Source organism: Truepera sp. (assembly GCA_032027045.1).
Taxonomy (GTDB): domain Bacteria; phylum Deinococcota; class Deinococci; order Deinococcales; family Trueperaceae; genus JAAYYF01.
The window spans coordinates 2488123-2506201 of record JAVSMU010000001.1 but is presented as its reverse complement, the minus strand read 5'-3'; the positions used below and the strand labels follow the sequence as shown (position 1 = coordinate 2506201).

The following is an 18079-nucleotide window of genomic DNA, read 5'->3' as shown; positions in this document are numbered from 1 at the left end:
CAGCGGACCGCCGAGCATGAACCAGCGCGCCACCGGGGCCTCCCCCGGTAGCGCGCTGGTCGTGACGTGGCCCTCGCGGCCGGCTTACAACCCGTACTGCTCTCGCGCAAAGCCTCCAAGGCCCGCCTCGTCGAGCCTCCACAAGGGTGCCAGGAACGTGACGCGGACCACTCCCGGATTGCGACCGATCTCTATGGCGCCGGTGACCGTGGCGCGGTTGCGCACCTCGGCCTCGCTCATCCCCAGCAGCCGCGCTGCGCGCGCCAAGCCGTTGTCGGTGGCCACGTTCAGGTTGGGTCCGCTGCCGATGACCGAGATCGGCGCCGAGTCTTCCAGCTCGCCCACGCCGTACGCGTCGGCGAGACGCTGGGCGCGGGCGCGCTCCTCGGCGGTGAACGGCTTGGCGGAGGGCGGCAGGTCGTCTATGAGCGGGAAGATCACGGGGCCCTCCAGCGCGCGACCCTTGACCACCTCTACCTGCAGCGTCACCACCCCGGCCACGTCGAGGGTGTGGCCGGCAATCTCGCCGTTGCCCTGGTTGAAGTGCATGTCGCCCATGTAGACCCCCGCGCCCGCGACCTTGACGGGCACGACCACGATGGCACCGGCGCGGACCGAGTTGACGTCCATGTGGCCGTCGGTGCGGTGCTCCTCTAGCTCGTCGGCGGTGATGGCGGAGCCGTGTGGGGCGCCGATCAGGGCGGAACCGAAGTCGCCGGCATTGTGCGAGTCGGGCATCCGGATCGACGGCGTGCTGCCCAGTTGACCCAGGAAGGGGCGGGCGCGCAGCATGACGCCGGGCATGTCGGACGGGGCGTAGACGAGGATTGGGTGTTGGATGGAGGCATCCGGCAGCGCCGCGTACTCCTCGGGGCTTTCGGCGAAGCGGCGCGCCACCTGCGCAGGGACGGTGACGCCGAGTTGCCGCTCGTCATCGAAGACCGCCGTGTAGCCGTGGACGAACTGGAACGGGGTGACGGGGTTGCCGCACGTGGCGCACACGACCGCCTTGGGGCCGATGCCCTCCACGCGCGTGGCGGGGTTCACGACGTCGCAGACGGGGCAGCGCGCCGCGACGTACGGGTCGCCGAGGAAGTGCCCTTCGGGTGAGGTGTCGTGGCCGGAGGCGGTGGCCAGTGAGGTGATGGTGATGCCCTGGACGCGGATCGCGACGGCGTCGCCCACTTCGGCCCCCTCCACGAAGACGGGCTTGGTCACCTCGTGACCGCCGAGCAACTCCGGGGTGATCATGGGGCCCCAGCAACCGGGTGCGGTGCTCGCGATGATGGTGCCGCCATCGGCGACGGGGCCTAGCATGGGCACGGCCGGGTCGAGCTGGCCATCGGTGAAGCTCTGGACCATGACGATCCGTTTCGCGCGGGTGCGTTCTGCCGTCAGCGTCATTCCGTTACCTCCGAGCGTCGGACTTGGGGTGGGCGGGTGGTTGATCGAATCATAGGCGGCGTGCGTCGGCCGGGCGGTAGCGCGCAGGCCACGTGGCCGGCGTTACGGACTTGCCATCACCATGCGACCCCACACGGCGTAGTGGTCCGACAGGTCGAGGCTCCCCGCGCGCAGAGGGACCACCCGATTCCACGCCGCCTCGGGAATGGCGTGATCTGCGGCGTAGAGGACGTAGTCGAGCCACTGGCTCGGGCCGGTCGCCAGCCCGTTGTTCTCCGGGTCCCAGGTAAACCGGTGTGGGCCCCGCGTCACGGGGCGCACTGCGTTCAGGGTGCGCAGCACCGAAGCGAGTTCCCGAGTGTAGGCGTCGACGTTGAAGTCTCCCGCGAGCACCACCGGGTCGCCAGGCGAGATCTTCTGGTCCACCATGAAAGCGCGCCACATCTCGAATTGCCGGTGGCGTACCCCTACCACTCCGAAACCGTACTCCGACTGCGCGTGGGTGGCGAAGACGTGGTAGCGGAACCTCCCCTTGTTCACTTCGGCATAAGCCACCCCCTTGTCGGCCAAGCAGTCGGTGCCGCTGCACGCGCCACCGAACGTCAAGGACGCCTGCCGGCTGATAGGCCACCGGCTCAGGATGATGATGCCGCCGTCTTGCCGGAACGGGTTACCGCCGGCGCCGGCCTTGCCGACCACGTCCGACCTGTACGGGTACCAGGCGGCAAGCTGGGTGAGCAGGGACTCGCGCCAACCGTTCACGAAGAGTTCCTGTAGAACCAGCACGTCATAACCGAGCAGGTGGGGTGCCATGACCGCCACACGTTCTGCTTGGCGTGTAGGCGCCACGACCGCGGGAAGCAGGGCAGCGTTGAAGGTCAGCACGTCGAGGACGTGGTCGCGCGCTACCGCCTCCGCGGCGCCGCTGTCGAACTGCCCGGACTGCGTTGCGCCGGCCGACGTCCACGACGACGCGGCCGGACTGCAACCCGTAAGAAGGCCAAGCATCAGCGCCGTGGCCACGGCCTTGCGGCAACCCCGCACGCCCGGAAACGCCTCCGGCAACGCCATATCCAATACTACGGCGTTGCTGGAGGCGCTCGAGTGCTGGTCCCGGCAGGAGCGCGATCACACCCTCAGCGGGCCAGACCTACATGGCGCGAGCCGCAGCTCACTTGCTGATATCGAAGGTTCCCTCGTCCCCTTTGCAGAGGCCGGTGGTGACCTCGTAGGTGCCGGTCATCTGGTTGGCGGTGACGTTGGAAGCGCTGTACTGGACGGTATCGCCGGCGTTGACTACCCCGAACGTGACCTGCGAGCCGCTGATGGTGCCCGTCACGGTGCCGGAGTGGATGCAGACCGAGCCGGTAATGGTCACCGTTCCGCCAAGGCTACTGCCCGACTGTTGCAGGTCGGCAACCACGCCGCCGTCACCGTCGGTGGTGCTGTCCCAGGTCCCGGTCCAGGTGCCGGTCACGTCGACGGTCGGGGGCCCCGACGGAGGCCCCTTCGGTGGCCCCTTGGGAGCCGCGGTGGCGCACCCCGCGAGGAGGACGACCGGGAGCAGCAGGGCGGCGAGCGCCATCGGCAGCGCCCTCAGCCGCGGGCGGCGAACTCGCGTCGTAACGACTTTTTTGGGTAGCCGGCATCAAAGGGTTAGCCTTCATGATCCAAGACCTCCCGAGCTGGTCGCGCCGTCGGTCGCGGCCAGCAGCCTCCCGGTGCTTCCCGATGGCCCGGCCCAGCAGATCCTCCTAGTTTCTAGGTGGCCGCTGCGGCACCACAAGCCTGAACCTCGGTCTGGCGGTGCGCGGTGACGCTTGATGCAACGGCCCGCCACGTGGGGTCGGCGGGTCGCCACGTATCTCGCCCGGCTACTTGCGCGGCCGGCTACCTATCCCGTCACCGCTTCGTCTGGTGCCTGATCACGGCAGCTTCAAGGCCTCCCTCAGGCCGTGAACTTCTTGAGGCGTGAGCTCTGTGGCGCGCGCTTCCTGGAAGTCGTCGGCGGTGTATGGCTGCTGCCCGCTTGGGAACGCGTCTCCCCACGAGGTGCTCACGTAGTCGATGACGGCGGCCAATTCGGCGTCGCTCAGGTGAGCCCACGAAGGCATGGTGCCGTTGTAGGTCTTGCCGTCGACGGTGATCGGCCCCTGCAACCCGTAGAGCAAGACGTGCACAACATAATCTCGCCCGCCCTGCGCGGCGAGGAGTTGTGGGACGTGGCCGGCCAGCGGCGGGAAGGCGCCGGGAAGGCCGGTTCCCTGTGGCTGGTGACACGCGGCGCAGTTCTGGTAGACGGTAGCTCCGTCCACTGCGGCGGCCGTCGGGGCCGCGGTTGCCGAGGCGGCGGTTGCCGAGGCTGCGGCCGGCGTTGTGGCGCTCGCCGTGAGCAAGGGGTTCGGCCCCGGGGTCACCCCGAAACCGAAGGCCGCCGCCCAGGCCATGACAGTCAGGGCCGCGCCGACGACCCAGCCGATGCTCCTGGCGAACTGATACCCCGCGAAGGTCGTCAGCCCGCTCAGCACGATGAAAACCCCGTGGTCGAGGGCATGGACGAACGGATGAGCCTCGAGGTACTCGTAGGTGGAGGGCCACATGAGGAACATCGCCGCCAGGGGCGCGATAATCGCCAGCACCAGCCAGGCGCTTCGGCTCCGGCGCGGCTCGGCCCCTCCGGCAGGCATCAAACTGCCGGCCAGGGCGAGGCCCCAGAGGCCGCCGCCAAGAATGAAGAACGCGTGCTGGATGTGGTGGTTCTTGATGCTGAGGTCGGGGTCCGGCAGGCCAAGGTGCAGCTCTGCCACCACGACGGCCACTAGCCCAAGCGCCACGAGGGTGTAGGTGGTGGTGCGAGACGGCCGGGTCATGCTTGCCTCCGCCTGAGCTCGGCCTGCGCCACAGTCGGCGCCACCGTCGGGGCCGCTCCCGGCACTCGCGGGGGATCGGCGGGTACGGGCACCCCGGCGGAGCGGCCGGCGAGCCACAGCCGCGTACCCTCGATCAAGCACACCAGTAGTCCGGTGAGCAGTACTATCGCGCCGACCGAGCCCCAGGTCGCGAGGGCGGCCCCCGGGTCGGGTTCGACCGAGTAGCGGCGCGGCACGCCGTCGGCACCGGCCACGTAGAACGAAAGAAGGAACAGCAGGGTGCCGCCGAAGACCATCACGCCTATCAGCCATTGGAGGGCCAGCGGCGTGTGTCTGCCGCTACGCTCCTCCAGGTTCTGGAAGATCCACCCCAGGGCGAAGTAGAGCGAGGCGCCCAGCAGGTAGTTGTGGAAGTGCGCCGGGACCCACAACGTGTTGTGGAGCCTGACGTTGAACGGGACGCTCGCGTCAAGGAGCGCTCCCGCGCCGCCGACCACCCAGCCGCCCATGCCCACGTACATGAAGAGCGACCCGAGCCGCCACCGCATGTCGGAGCGCCAGACCAGCAGCAGGCCCCCGTAGACCGTGACCACCGTTACGGGTATGGCGGAAAGGTACGAGGCGATCTCGCCTACGTACTGCAGGGACTGCGGCTGCGCGAAGTCGAGGTAGAGGTGGTGGAAGTAGGCGATCAGCAGGAACACCATCGTGCTCCACCAGCCGACCGCGAAGACCGCCGAGGTCTTCCACTTCCGGTTCGTGTAGCGGGGCAACCCGACGTACACGAACGCGAGCAGCATGTAGATGATGAAGTTCGCGATGCTGTGGCCGAAGAAGTAGGTGACGTTCTTGGCCCACAGCGGGTCGAGGCCGACCGACGGGTCGATCCAGTGCACCAGCAGCGCGACGCCCAGGAGCATGCCGGCCGAGGCCAGGAACAGGCCGTCGAGTGAGATCACCAGCGCGGGCAGCATCTGCGCCGGCGGGGCCTGGCGCCCGGACTCCTTGAAGGCCTTGGGGTGAAAGACGAGGTCCCAGGCGAGAGCGCCGCGCAGGCCTCCTCCGGCGCGCAGAACCGCCTCGAACACCTGCAACGACCAGACCGTCCAACCGACCGTGATCAGCGTCAGGCCTATCAGGAAGAAACCGGTCGCCCAAGAGGGCCAGGTGGGGTTCACGAAGGGCAGGGGGTAGAGGAACGTCCAGGCCGTGGCGAACTTCCCGAAGACGGTAGCGATCAGGACCAGGACCACGCCCGCGAGGATGAGGGCGTAAGTCGCGTAACCGAGCCGCACGTCCATCTTCACTTCACGCCGCACCAGATACCAGAGCCCGCCCATGCCGCAAAGCACGAAAGACGTGACCATGCCCGCGCCGTGGAGCGTGAGCAGCGAGTAGAAGTTGGCGGGGTTCAGGGTCAGCCAACCGGCCTGAGCCATGCGCATGAAGAGCCCCACGATCATGAGCGATCCCGCCACCGTCAGGCCAGTGAACAGGTAGATGTTCATGATGCGCCGGGCTTCGGGGAACTCTCTAGAGACGGTCATAAGTCATCACCTGACCTCGAAGCTCCCCTGCATCAGGGGATGACCCAGTCCGCAGTACTCGAGGCAGCGGACGGTGTAGTCGCCGGGCTCAGTGAACGTCATCGGCAACTCGTTGACGTAGCCGGGCATCGCCTGCACTTGGCCGACTATCCGGTCCTGTGGGTCGTAGATCGCGAACCCGTGGGTGACGTCGGCGGCCGTCACGTCGAACACGACCGGTTGGCCCAGCGGAACGCTTTGCGGCAGGTTGCCGAACGTGTATTGCCGGGCGATGACCGGGTAGTGGGTCGCCTCGCCGGCGGCCTGCGCCCCACCGTAAGGAAAGAAGGGTATGGACACCGCGAAGGCCGTCAGGAGCGAGGCCGTGAGGATCCAGAACCACCAGCGCCTGATGGCGTAGCCTCGAACCTGGACGGTGGCCTGCGTCTGCGCCGGCCCGCGAGATTTGACCGCCACGGTGATGAAGATAGAGATCACACCGAGCGCCAAGACGCCGTAACTGATGAGGATTCTGCCTTGAAGATCCAAGATGACCTCCGATTGGGACTAGCCTGAGGTTGAGCGCGCCGACTTGCTGGAATGGCCCATCACATGGCTCTACCCGCCAGAATCCGTCTCCACGGACGTGGCCCTGGCTGCCCCGATGGCAGCAGAAGCCCGCCTACGGTTGCGACGTTGCGTAGCATAGCGCTACACGCACAACATGCGAAGTACGACTAACCATCATGTTAGGGACAATCGGGCACTAGTGTTATTGCCCACTCTCATCGGTTGTGGGCCTACCGAGGCTGGCACGTGGACCCAATGAACGCAGGCCAGGTTGGCTATCTGGTTGGGCCGCGGGTTTGCCCGACCCTACTCCGGGGACGCCTGCACGTTGCTGTCCTCGGCCGCCAACAAGGTGGTGCGGATGCGCACCTCGGAGGTCAGCGTCCTATGCACGGGGCAGCGGTCGGCGATCTCCACGAGCCTGGCCCGCTGCGCTTCGTCGAGGGGACCCTCGATGCGGATCTGCCGCTCGAACACGTCGATCCGGGCCGAGGGCTGCTCGCAGGTCGTGCAGTCCTCTACGTGAACCTTCTGGTGGTTCACCTCGACCGTCACGGCCTCCAAGGGCCACTTCTTACGGTCGGCGTAGAGCCTCAAAGTCATCGAGGTGCAACCGGCCATGGCCGTGGCGAGCAGGTCGTACGGGCTGGGGCCGGTGGCGGTACCGCCCACGGAGATCGGTTCGTCGAGCACCATGCCGAACCCGTTGGTCATCGCCTCGCTGCGGAGTAGGGCCTCGGTGCGGACGATGGTGCGGTTGTCATGGATGTCCTGCTGCCACGCTGGTCTTTCTGGGCGGCCAAGGTAGCGCGAGGACCAGCTGGCGATGACTTCCCCCGCGTACCGCGCGTCGCTCGCGCGCGTGAGGAGGTGGTCCGCGTCGTCCAGCGAGACGAAGCTCTTGGGGTGCAAGGCGGCGGCGAAGAGCAGCCCGGCGTTATCGATGCCGACGACGGAATCGATGGGGGAGTGCAGGATCAGCAGCGGCCGGCGCAGGCCGCGCAGGGTCTCGCGCACCTTCGTTTCGGCGAGGTCATCGAAGAACTCTCGGCGCAGTTGGAAGCTGCGGCCCGCAATGGTGATGTCGACCTCCCCGCCGGCCATGGCAGCGTCGCGCGCACCTCCGAGGAGGCTCGAGATGTGGTTCGGGTCGTAGGGCGCGGCGATGGTGGCCACCGCCCTGACCTCGGGAAGGAGGGTGGCCGCTTGAATGACGGCAGCGCCCCCGAAAGAGTGCCCCACGAGCAACTTCGGTGCCTCGTAGCGCTGCTCCAGGAACGCCGCGGCGTCTTGCAGGTCGCCAACGTTGTGCGACAAGCTGGTGTCGGCGAAGTCGCCCTCGCTGGCGCCGAGGCCGGTGAAGTCGAAGCGCAGCGTGGCAATGCCCGCCCGTCCGAGCGTTCTCGATATCTCTCGCACCGCTTTGAGGTCCTTGGAGCAGGTGAAGCAGTGAGCGAAGAGCGCGTAAGCGACCGGGGCGCCGTCGACGGGTAGCTCCAGCCGGCCCGTAAGTTCCTTGCCATGCCGGTTGGCGAACCTCAGGGTCTCGCTGCTCATCGCGTTCCTCCATAACTCACGGGTGCGGCCCAAGGCCCAAAGGTTACCGCGGGCCGCCGTCCCAGCCCGGGGGTAACTTCCCGTCCCGGCCGATTGTGCCGGGAGGCCGTTTCACGGCGGGTCCGGCGGCAACTTAGTGGCCTAGAGTTGTATAGACGGCCGCGCCACTACCGGCCGCGAGATGGAGGCGGGCATCATAGACACCCTGGAACGGATGCAAGGGGCCGGGCACGAGCAGGTCACGTACTTCTACGACGAGGCCACCGGCCTAAGGGCCATCGTGGCTATCCATAGCACGCACTTAGGGCCGGCGTTGGGCGGCTGCCGGATGTGGCCCTACGAGAGCGAGGCTGCCGCGCTAGAGGACGTGCTGCGCTTGAGCCGCGGCATGACCTACAAGAACGCCGCCATGGGCCTGCCACTGGGCGGCGGTAAGGCCGTCATAATCGGCGACTCGCGTACCGACAAGACGCCCGAGCTGTTCCGGGCGTTCGGCCGCGCCGTGGAACGCCTCGGTGGACGCTACGTGACGGCCGAAGACGTCGGCACCGAGCCGGAGGACATGGTCGCCGTGCGCAGCCAGACCGAGCACGTCGTCGGCCTCCCCACGACCAGCGGCGATCCCTCGCCCGCCACGGCATTCGGCGTCTTTAGCGGCATCAGGGCGGCGCTCGAGCACGCTTTCGGCGACAGCGATCTGCGCGGCCGCCGCGTAGCCGTGCAGGGGTTGGGGGCGGTCGGGATCCACCTCTGCAAGTACCTGCACGAGGAAGGCGCCGAGCTTGTCGTCACCGACATCGCCCAAGAACGCATGGACGAGGCCGCGGCGGCGGTGGGGGCCAAGACGGTGGCTCCCGGCGAGATCTACGACGTGGAGTGCGACGTGTTCGCCCCCTGTGCCCTCGGGGCCGTGGTGAACGACGGCACCCTGCCGCGCTTCAAGGCGCGCATAATCGCGGGCTCCGCCAACAACCAGTTGGCCGAGGCGCGCCACGGGGAGGCGCTTCAAGCGCGGGGTATCCTCTACGCGCCCGACTTCATAATCAACGGCGGCGGCGTCATCAACGTGGCCGACGAGCTTAAGCCCGGCGGCTACGACCGCACCCGCGCCTACGCCCTGATCGCACGGATCGGCGAGAAGGTCGCCCGCGCGCTGAGGCTAGCTGACGAGTTGGGCATCTCGAGCGCGGCGGCCGCCGAGATGATGGCGGACGAGCGGCTCAAGGGGTCGGCGGCCAACTAGTCCGCCGGCTCTGCGCCCTACCTGAATTTGGGCCTGTGACTCAGGGTAGAAACGGTTGCACCATTCGCGTAGGAGGTGTGACCATGATGTTCGGATACTCGCACATGCTGCACGCGTACGCGGAGGAGAGAACGGCCAGGCTGCAACGAGCGGTGGCCATGGAGCGGATGGTGACGAGGCTCAGGCGGGCAGTTCGGTGGCTCAAGAAGTGACGCCGGGCCGGGAGTGTGCAGGGCCACGGTCCGACCGAAAGCCGACGGCGAGGGCGTAGGCAGCGCGAGCGCGGCGCTGCCTCCCACCACACCATCATGTACACTAAACATGTACGGGAGGCTGGTGATGCGCAGAGTCAACGTAAGCGAAACGCGCGAGAACCTAGCTGAGCTGCTAACAGCGGTAGAAGCGGGCGAGGAAATCATCATCATGCGCCGAGACCGCCCCGTCGCCAAACTCGTAGCCCTCACCAAGCCCACGAGCCCCTTCCTCGACCGCAGTCAACTCCGCAGCGAGATTCCGCCGATGCGGACCACGGCGGCACAAACCATCCGCGAACTCCGCGAAGAAGAACGCTACTAGGAGTGCTGTACCTCGACACCAGCGCCCTGCTGCCGTACTACCGACAGGAGGCGCACAGCGACGCGATACAACAACTCCTCCAACGACAATCCAGCCCCATCCTCATCAGCGACCTCACCAGACTCGAGTTCGCTAGCGCGCTTTCCCGCTGGGTACGCATGCGTGAGATCGAAGAATCACACGCTCAACGCCTTGGCCGCGCACTCGACGAAGACATCAAGGCGCGCCGTTACACCGTCCGCCACAACACCGATGAACACATCGAGCTCGCGCGGCACTGGCTCCTGGCCCGCAACACCTCGCTACGTACCCTCGACGCCCTCCACCTAGCCTGCGCGGCTGCCGAGAACGCAACGCTCGTGACACTCGACGACGCCCTGGGCTTTGCAGCCACACAGCTCGGCATCAAGACGCACGAACTCTAGGCAACCCGAAGAAGCGAGAAATGCTGCTGCCAGGCTCGGGCCTTCGGCGTAGCGGCAGTCCGGACACCGGCCTCACTTGACGAGCAGGACGTGGCAGGCCGCCAGCAGGCCCACACGGTGGCTTATGGTGCCCCACCCCTTGGCCGGTTCGCCCGGATCGATGCGGTGCGACTGCAGCACGATCAGGTCGAAACCGCGTTCTTCGGCTATCCGCAAGACTTCCTTGACGCGCGAACCGAACACCACCTCGACGTCGACGCTTACGGCCGCATCGTGATGGGGTGCTCGTAGCTCCTCCATCTCGGCGAGGGCGAGATCGGCCAGCGAGTCATAGAAGTCCCGGAACTCGTCGTAGGTCGTGTCCTTGATGATCTCGACCACGTGGAGCAACGTCACACGCCCCTGTGAGGCGGCGGCGATGTGGACGGCAGCGTCCACCGCGGAGCGCGCGCGTTGGGAGCGGTCGACGGGAACGAGGATGGTCCGGTACATGGCGCCTCCTAAGTGGCACCTCCGCGATGGCCGAGCGGGCAGGCACGGCTGAGCCCAGGCTGCTTCCAGTATGGCGCATGGAGCGCCGGCCGGCGCCGCGCTCCGCTCGTAAACCCGCATCGGACCAATTCGGTGTTGCTCTCAGGCCGCACGCACAAGCGCGGCTCGCTAGCGCGGCCACCTGCGCCACGCCAACGAGCCGTGCAGCCCCGTGCCGCCGCGCAACCCGGGCGGCCGGGCAGGCCTCCTACTGCGCCGAGAGGACCTGGTTCAGCGCCGTCAGGTGGATATCGAGCAACCACACGGCCTGGCGGTTGCTATAGCGGAGGTCTTCGAAAGACAGGGTGGAGACGTCGCTCCGGCATACGGCAGCTTCGATGCCCTCGATCTCGGCGGGTTGCATGCCCGTCAGGTCCATGATGACGGGGATGGCCTTCGCCAAGGCGCCCGTCTTGGTGAGCACCTGGGCAACGTCATTGACGCTGTCGCAGAGGAGCACGTGAACCGCCATCACCTCAGCGCGTACCTGTTCAGGGGCGGCGTCGCCGGGCAGCTTGTCGGGTAGGGGCATCTTCGGGGCCTGCGCGAAGGCGGCACTTGCCAGAAGACCGATGACCAGCAACGAACCTAGCGTGCGTTTCAACATCGGAATCACTTGTCCTTTCGAGGTGCAGCATAGGGTTGGAGCGGAAAGGGCTTCCCGGACTTTTGTCGGTTGTTGCCCTTTCACGCTCTGGTCGGCGTTAGGCGTGTGAGAGGTGCGAGGGCTTACGCCGGCGCACTCTCCGCTCCCGTGCCCGCGTGCACCTGGGGCAGGTACTGCTGCGCCTGGAAGAGGTTGATCCCGCTCTTGAGCAGGTCGACCAGCTTGCCCATCGTGGCCTCTTCTTCCACCTGTTCGTTGATGAACCACTGCAGGAACTGCAGGCCACGGTAGTCCTGGTGCTCCGTAGCGATGGCCGCCATGTCGTTGAACTGCTTGGTGACGTTGCGCTCGGACTCGAGAGCGGAGGTCACGGCCGTCAGGGCGTCCGGGAAGTCGGTGCGGGCCTCCGGAACTGCCGGCAGGCTTACCTCCGCGGCATTGTCGATCAAGTACGTCAGGATCTTCATGCCGTGCATCCGTTCCTCTTCGGACTGCCTGAAGAAGAATGAAGCCCAGTCGTCGAGGCTCTGCTTGGCGAAGTAGGTGGCGATGGCGAGGTAGTGATTGCTGGCGGAGAACTCCGAGCCGATCTGCTGGTTCAAGGCCTGTGCCAATTTCTTGCTCAACATGATGTGCTCCTTTTCAGTAGCGCGGTCGTAACCGCGCTGGTCGGGTGATCGAGGTTCAGGACATGCTTGGTGTCCGAAGCGGCGACCCACGCGGCGGTCGCCGGAACAGTGGCAAGGGTACGGCGGCCGCACCGGACCAATCGTCGACTTTTGTCGGAGTGAGCGTTCCCGTGTTCGTATCCGCGCCGCGTTCTAGCCGGGGTGCGTCCTCGCGCTACTACCCGGCGCGCGTGTTACTGCCCGGCGCGCGTTCTCGCTTTACTACCCGGCGCGCGTTCTCGCTTCCAACCCAGCGGGGTCGAGGATGAGGATCTGCTGCCGCTCGACCTCGATGAGCCCCGCCTCGCTCAGGTTGCGCAACACCCGGTGGAGAACGTCGGGCACCGTGCCCAGGCGGGCGGCCAGCTCGGCCTGGGTGGCCCACCGCCTGCGCTCCAGCACGGCGTCCTCGGAGTGCTCCAGGAGGAACTTGGCGACCCTGGCCTCCAGCGGGAAGAGTGACAGGTCCTCTACCAGGCCGACGACGTAATGGAGCCGTCGCGCCAAAGCCTGCGTCAACGGCCATAAGAAGCTTGGCTGTTCGGCCGCAAGCACGAGGATGGCCTGGCGAGGGACGAGCCAGACGTGCGAGGGCTCGAGGGCCGTAAGTGTGGCTGGGTTGGTGGTCTCCACGAAGAGGCTTACCTCGTTGACGGCCTCGCCTTCGCCGAAGTAGCGCAAGACCTGCTCGCGGCCCGACTCGGCCAGCTTGCTTCCCTTGAGCCAGCCGTCCTCGACGATGTATAGGCCCTCGGACGTAGCTCCCTCCGAGAAGACGACCTCGTTGGCGTCGTATGCCCGCCGCGCCGCGCCGCGAGTCAGGACCTCGAGCGCAGTCGGCTCGAGGTCGCTGAAGAGGGCCACCTGCCTCAAGAAATCGCGGCTCGAGGGCATGGGATAAGTGTAAGACCACGCCCAAGGCGGCGGCGGCGGCAGGTAGCCCCGGCGTCCAGCGGCGAACGTGGTAGCCGGGTGTAGGTCGCCGAACGCTGTTGTCGGGCGTCCGACCCCGAGCGTTGTAGCCGGGCGCATATCGCTTAGCGCGGTAATAAGGCGCCACGCGCAGAACGTGTTAACCAGGCGTCAGTCGCTTCCTAGCGACAACCGCAGCCCCTGCGCCAGTTGGTCACGCTCCGCGTCGGTGAGGCGCGCCGTCGGGTGGACCCAGGTGTAGGGCGGCTGCGGCAGCGGGTCGTCCTCGGCGTAATGCATGGGTTCGTAGACCTTCTCGGCGGCCTCCTCGCCGCTCTCCTGCTTGCGCCCAGGCACTCCCCACTCGGAGAAGTTGAGCTTGGCGCGGCCGTTCTCGACGTGGCTTTCGATGAGGTTCCGCGCCACGGGCAGCCTGCTCGAGATGGGCCAGATCGTTTCGTTGCTGTGACAGTCGAAGCAGGCGCGTTGCGCCAGCTCACGGGTGGCGAGACTGTCCCAAGCGGGCTCCGCCACCACCGGCGGGTTCGTGTGCCTGGGGCCGGTGATCACCAGAACCACCAGCAGGGCCACGATGGCGGCCAGGCCTATCAGGAGTCGACTCCAGAGCTTCATGTTCGTACCTCCGCACCTGCGCGAGAAGCGAGCGGGCCCCAGCCGGCCAAAGGTGCATGTGGGGCCTTGCTCGAATGTTGTGCCTCGTCGCTGCTCCCGACAAGGGCCGGATGTCTTGCGCGCCGATCGCTTCGTGCGTGGCGCGCCGCGAGCGGCTACGAACTAGAACGAATAGGCCAGTGACACCCGCAACTGGGAGTTGTCGCGCCAGTCGCCGAACTCGCTGCCGTCGCCGCCGTAGAAGACGTAGGCCGTGGCCTCGCCCTTCACGCCGTCCGCGAACGAGTAGCTGACGCCCGGCATGACGAGACCGCTGCCGTCGAGGCTCTGGATCCAGCCGAGGTCGAGCTGCGTGCGCGCGTCCGGCTGGTACGTCATGGCCACCATGGCCTTGTAGTCCGTCTTGGGGTCTTGGCCGGCGTCCGGCGCGGTGTAGTCGAAGATCGCCTGCACGACCGTCCGCGGTCCGCCCGGGATGAGGTACTCACCACCGAGCACCGCCTGCAGGGAGTGGTTGCCCACCGTAGGATCGGTGCCGTCAGGGTCGCCGGTGATCTGGTAGGCGGCCTCGCCGCGCAGCACCACGTCGCCTACGGTGCCGGAGAAGTCGATGCCGAGCAGGTCCATGCGGTCGTAGTCGAGCACGGGTTGCAGCCTCACCTGCCCCGGGGTGCCGGTGGGTTCGATGCGCGCGCTCTGCGTCGGCTGCGAGCGGAAGCCGTGGAAGTAGGTGGCGCTGACGTCGAACTGCCCCAGGTCGAGAGTGCCGCGCGCGCCGAACTGCACGTTGCCCAACTCAGCAGCAGGCCGGTTGTCCTCGGGCGGCAACACGCCCACCAGCGTCATGCCCGGGGGAAGTTGCGGCGTCACGGCCGGGCGCCAGGCGGCGCCGGGCAAGTGTGCCGGCGTGAAGACGGGCACCACGGCGAACTCGACGCTCACGTCGTCGGCGTACACGCTGCCATGCAGCATGGGCACCGCGAGCTTCTCGGAATCGGGCGGGAAGGTGAGGTCGCGGGGGTTGAGCACGTCAACCGGGTTCACGCCGTCCGTGGAGCCCCAGAAGCGCCGGACCTTGCCCGCCGTGAGCTCGAGCTGGCCCAGGTAGACGGTGGCGTAGGCCTCGTCCAGCTCCAAGCGGGTGTCGCCCGTGGCGGCGTCGTAACCGGCCACCACGGTGGCCTTGTAGGCGGCATCGGGGAAGTAGCCCGAGCCCACCTCCCCCTGGAGCGTCAGGTAGAGATCGGCGGTGGCCACCGGCAGAGTGCCGTCCACTGCCACCCCGAAGGTGGCCTCGGCGCGGCCGCTCAGGTCGACCTTCTGGGCGAAGCCGAGCCCGAGCGTGAGTGAGGCGAGCAGGATCGTCAGGCGGGTAGCGTGGCGGAACGTCAGGGTCCTCACGTCAACGCCTCAGGAACCGTTCGGTGAAGAGCTCGTCGGGCAGGTCCTGGTCGAGTTTCACGTCCGTCTGCGTGATGACGGTGAAGGTGCTCACCTTGCCGTCGGCCATCGTCTCCATGCGGCGCGTGGTGGCGATGGTGTAACCATCCACCTCGGTCAGGCCGCTGACGGTGAGGACCTTGGCCAGCGCGCCGTCACGGTAGTACTCGACATGCGTGGGCACCAGCGTCTCCTCGGGCACCTCTATGACGAGGCGATCGTAGACGGAGCCGCTCTCGGGGGTGGGCACGGCCTCGACCACGTACGTGGGGCCGTCCTTCACCTCGAGCAGCTTGTGCGTGTAGTCGTCGGGGTCTATGCCCGTGATGTCTTCGTACGAGAAGTCGGAGCCGAAGAAGGCGTCGCCCTGCTGGCCGCCGGCTATGCGCCTGACGCGGTCGAGGGCGGGCAGGTACACGAGCTTCTCCTCGGACCCGTCCGGCTGAGTGATGGTGAGGAAGCCGGAGCCCGCGATGTCGGCGGGGGCGGTGAACTTGATGAGCCGCTTGTCGTCGCCGGAACCCCACATCTGCAGCGTGCGGGTCAGGGTCTGACCGCCCGCGGTCGTGATGGTCATCGTCAGGGTGGCCTCGGTGGTCTTGGGCTCCGGGCGGGCGTCGATGGCGTCCATCAGTTCGTCCGCGGTGGAGTACTTCTGGGCCGCGGCCACGCTCACTAGGGCGAGGATGACGACCAGCAAGGGACTCGAAAGCTTACGCATCATGGGTCAACTCCTTTGGCATCTGTATGCGCGAGTGTGGGTTGCGCAAGAAGGTGAGGCTGGCGGCGGGCAGCAGCGTGAGCGTAGCGATGCCCACCAGGCCGACGGTCAGGAGCATGAGTGCCCCGAGGGTGGCCACTGGAACGAATTTCGCGAAGGCGAGCGCGCCGAAGCCGGCACCGAGGGTGAGGGCCGTGAAGAGGATCTGGCGCCCCGAGCTGAACAGCGACCGTTGGATGGCGTCCTCGGGCCCGTGCCCGTGGCGCCGCTCCTCCATGTAGCGCACGGTCAGGTGGATGGCGTAGTCGCCCACCCCGATGGCGAGCGCGCCCATCAGCATGGTGGCGAGGTTGAGCGGCAGGTTGAACCAACCCAGCAGGCCGTACTGCAGGGCGACCGTGGACAGGAGCACGAGGATGGTGACGGCCGCGGCGCGGAACGAGCGCACGAAGCTGTCGATGACGATCACGAGGAAGATGGCCAGCGTGAGGCTGATCAGGAAGTCGTGGCGCATGGCCTGCTCGATCTCGCGCTCCAGCAGCGGGTTGCCGGTGAACCGTGCCGTGGCCATGCCGCCGAAGTCCTTCTCGGCCAACTGCTGCATCTGGTGTTCGAGCTCGCCCACCCGCTCCGTCGACATCGACTTGGCGACGAAATTGATGATGCCCTGCTGGTAGTCGAGCGTCGTGAAGCGCGTCAGGTCGCTCACGCTCCCCGAGGACTGGTAGAGGAGCAGTTCCTGCGCCACGGCCTGGCTGCTGGTGGGAAGGGCGTCCTCACCGGTGAGGGTGAGGTTGAGGGCGTGGACCACGTTGGCGATCGACTGGCCCTTACCCATCCCCTCAAGTTGTGAGACCTGGTCCTGGTAGTCGAGCATGGCGTTCAGGAGCTTCGGGTCCGTCAGGTCGCCCTCCAACCAGACGGTGATGGTGGACGAGCCGCCCAGCACCTGCTCCACCGTGGCCACGCTGGTGCGGGTGGCGCCACCCTCGGGGAAGAAGGCAAGGATCGAGGTGTCGGGCACGATCTTGGTGGCGCCCCAAGCGGCCAGCACCACGACGAGCGCGGCGGTCGCGAGGATGGCCCGACGCCGGGCCACCACGACGTGGCCGAGCCGGGTGAGCATCCGGCCGATGCCCCCCGGGTTCTCGGGGTCGTCCACCCGCCTGGGCGCGGGCAGAACGTTGAGGAGCGCGGGCAGCAGCAGCATGGACGCGAGCAGGGACGCGAGCACGCCCAGCATCGCCACTAGCCCCAAGCCACGCACCATCTGCAGGCTCGAGAGGGTGAAGGTGCTCATGGCGGCGGAGATGGCCAGGCCCGAGATGACAACGCCCAGGCCGGTCTCGCCGAGCATGCGGTCGATGGCCAGGCGTTTGTCGGCGCCGTGCGACAGCTCGTAGTAGTAGCGGCCCAGCATGTTGATCACGAAGGAACTCGCCACGGCCATCACCGCTATCGGGCCGATCACCGTGAGCGCCATCAGCTTGTAACCGAGGAGGTGGAAGATACCCATGCCCCAGATCACCCCGAGCAGGATCTGGACGAGGGGTAGGAACGTGCCCTGCAGCGTGTGGAAGTTGAGGAAGAGCATGATGACGATGGCTGCCAGCGCGAGGGCGCCGAGCACCGGCAGGTCGCGGCCGATGATCGACTGCAGCTCCATGCTGGTATATGCCCGGCCGGCCAGGGAGTAGGGCCCGTTCCAGTTCTCCTCCACGGTCGTCACCACGGACTTCGCGAATGCGTTGGCGTCGAGCCCCTCGTCCATCTCGATGATGAGGCTGGCGTGGCGGCCGTCCTTGCCGACGAGCGTCACGTTCTCGTACATGGGGGACGTCTCGAGGTAATGCTTGATGTCGGCGATGGTGCTTGCGTCCGGATCGGGGCCAGGCAGTAGGTCGTCGACGAGCAGGAACCCGTCGTCGTCCTCCATCCGTTTCGCGGTGGCCACCGAGGTCACGTCGGCGACGCCTGGGAGGCGCTTCAGGGCGGCGGTCAGTTGCCGCACGCCGGTCAGCGCCTCGCTGCTGTAGATGTCCCCCTCGACCACCAGCAGGAGCCGGTCGTGCTGCGAGAAGGTGGTCTGGAGGTCCTTGGCGAGGGCGTCGATCTTCGAGTCGTCCGGGTAGAGCGACTGGGTGTCGTTGTCGGTCTGGATGCGGCTGGCGCTGACGGCGAGCGCGATGGTGATGACGAGGAAGAGCCCTATCACCAGGCGGCTGTGGTTCAGGGCGAAGCGGGCGAGGTACTTCATGCGGGGTTCGTTCGGGGGTCGGGTGACGGCGTGGTGGTCAAGGTGAGCTCCTGATTCGGTGATTAAGCACTTACTCAATTACGTGAGGACGAGTGGGCGGTGTGGGCGTGGGCGGGGTGCGATTTCCTCCCTCAGGTGG

19 protein-coding genes are annotated in these 18079 nt (G+C 67.0%); 4 read left to right on the top strand and 15 right to left on the bottom strand.

What is annotated here, in order from left to right; all coding sequences use genetic code 11:
- Window positions 1-84: 84 nt before the first annotated feature.
- The 7 genes from ROY82_11395 to ROY82_11365 all read right to left on the bottom strand — a co-directional run bounded on the left by ROY82_11395 (window position 85) and on the right by ROY82_11365 (window position 7927).
- Entirely contained in the window at window positions 85-1404 is a 1320-nt protein-coding gene (locus ROY82_11395) for an acetamidase/formamidase family protein (protein MDT3683062.1), read from the bottom strand.
- Between the two features lie 102 nt (window positions 1405-1506).
- The gene (locus ROY82_11390; GenBank protein MDT3683061.1) at window positions 1507-2475 is read right to left on the bottom strand and encodes a sphingomyelin phosphodiesterase; all 969 of its coding nucleotides are present in this window, start codon (window positions 2473-2475) and stop codon (window positions 1507-1509) included.
- Between the two features lie 100 nt (window positions 2476-2575).
- Window positions 2576-2989: a hypothetical protein gene (locus ROY82_11385; protein MDT3683060.1), complete on the bottom strand. Its 414-nt coding sequence runs from the start codon at window positions 2987-2989 to the stop codon at window positions 2576-2578.
- 340 nt (window positions 2990-3329) lie between these two features.
- Complete coding sequence (locus ROY82_11380; GenBank protein MDT3683059.1) at window positions 3330-4274, bottom strand: cytochrome c; 945 nt, start codon at window positions 4272-4274, stop codon at window positions 3330-3332.
- The gene (locus ROY82_11375; GenBank protein MDT3683058.1) at window positions 4271-5821 is read right to left on the bottom strand and encodes a cbb3-type cytochrome c oxidase subunit I; all 1551 of its coding nucleotides are present in this window, start codon (window positions 5819-5821) and stop codon (window positions 4271-4273) included. The genes ROY82_11380 and ROY82_11375 overlap by 4 nt, the downstream gene beginning before the upstream one ends.
- 6 nt (window positions 5822-5827) lie before the next feature.
- On the bottom strand, window positions 5828-6349 hold the full coding sequence (locus ROY82_11370; protein MDT3683057.1) for a hypothetical protein: 522 nt from the start codon (window positions 6347-6349) through the stop codon (window positions 5828-5830).
- Window positions 6350-6676: 327 nt separating this feature from the next.
- Window positions 6677-7927, bottom strand: a complete 1251-nt coding sequence (locus ROY82_11365; GenBank protein MDT3683056.1) for an alpha/beta fold hydrolase — start codon at window positions 7925-7927, stop codon at window positions 6677-6679.
- Window positions 7928-8108: 181 nt separating this feature from the next.
- On the opposite strand from ROY82_11365, the gene ROY82_11360 reads away from it, so the two are divergent.
- The 4 genes from ROY82_11360 (at window position 8109) to ROY82_11345 (ending at window position 10171) form a co-directional block, all read left to right on the top strand.
- Entirely contained in the window at window positions 8109-9170 is a 1062-nt protein-coding gene (locus tag ROY82_11360) for a Glu/Leu/Phe/Val dehydrogenase dimerization domain-containing protein (GenBank protein MDT3683055.1), read from the top strand.
- Between the two features lie 83 nt (window positions 9171-9253).
- Entirely contained in the window at window positions 9254-9382 is a 129-nt protein-coding gene (locus tag ROY82_11355; protein MDT3683054.1) for a hypothetical protein, read from the top strand.
- 127 nt (window positions 9383-9509) lie between these two features.
- On the top strand, window positions 9510-9746 hold the full coding sequence (locus ROY82_11350; GenBank protein MDT3683053.1) for a type II toxin-antitoxin system prevent-host-death family antitoxin: 237 nt from the start codon (window positions 9510-9512) through the stop codon (window positions 9744-9746).
- 2 nt (window positions 9747-9748) lie between these two features.
- On the top strand, window positions 9749-10171 hold the full coding sequence (locus ROY82_11345; protein MDT3683052.1) for a type II toxin-antitoxin system VapC family toxin: 423 nt from the start codon (window positions 9749-9751) through the stop codon (window positions 10169-10171).
- Window positions 10172-10243: 72 nt separating this feature from the next.
- Here ROY82_11345 and ROY82_11340 read toward each other — a convergent pair whose 3' ends face one another.
- From ROY82_11340 to ROY82_11305, 8 genes are all read right to left on the bottom strand, one after another.
- Window positions 10244-10663 carry a universal stress protein gene (locus ROY82_11340; protein ID MDT3683051.1) on the bottom strand — a complete coding sequence of 140 codons (420 nt, stop codon included), beginning with the start codon at window positions 10661-10663 and terminating at the stop codon, window positions 10244-10246.
- A 247-nt stretch (window positions 10664-10910) separates the two neighbouring features.
- Window positions 10911-11309, bottom strand: a complete 399-nt coding sequence (locus ROY82_11335; protein MDT3683050.1) for a hypothetical protein — start codon at window positions 11307-11309, stop codon at window positions 10911-10913.
- A 122-nt stretch (window positions 11310-11431) separates the two neighbouring features.
- Complete coding sequence (locus ROY82_11330) at window positions 11432-11938, bottom strand: ferritin (protein MDT3683049.1); 507 nt, start codon at window positions 11936-11938, stop codon at window positions 11432-11434.
- 261 nt (window positions 11939-12199) lie between these two features.
- Window positions 12200-12871: a Crp/Fnr family transcriptional regulator gene (locus ROY82_11325; GenBank protein MDT3683048.1), complete on the bottom strand. Its 672-nt coding sequence runs from the start codon at window positions 12869-12871 to the stop codon at window positions 12200-12202.
- Window positions 12872-13060: 189 nt separating this feature from the next.
- Complete coding sequence (locus ROY82_11320; protein ID MDT3683047.1) at window positions 13061-13522, bottom strand: heme-binding domain-containing protein; 462 nt, start codon at window positions 13520-13522, stop codon at window positions 13061-13063.
- A 162-nt stretch (window positions 13523-13684) separates the two neighbouring features.
- Window positions 13685-14923: a hypothetical protein gene (locus ROY82_11315; protein MDT3683046.1), complete on the bottom strand. Its 1239-nt coding sequence runs from the start codon at window positions 14921-14923 to the stop codon at window positions 13685-13687.
- A 1-nt stretch (window position 14924) separates the two neighbouring features.
- Window positions 14925-15686: an outer membrane lipoprotein-sorting protein gene (locus ROY82_11310; protein ID MDT3683045.1), complete on the bottom strand. Its 762-nt coding sequence runs from the start codon at window positions 15684-15686 to the stop codon at window positions 14925-14927.
- Window positions 15676-17940, bottom strand: a complete 2265-nt coding sequence (locus ROY82_11305) for an MMPL family transporter (GenBank protein ID MDT3683044.1) — start codon at window positions 17938-17940, stop codon at window positions 15676-15678. The genes ROY82_11310 and ROY82_11305 overlap by 11 nt, the downstream gene beginning before the upstream one ends.
- Window positions 17941-18079: the final 139 nt, after the last annotated feature.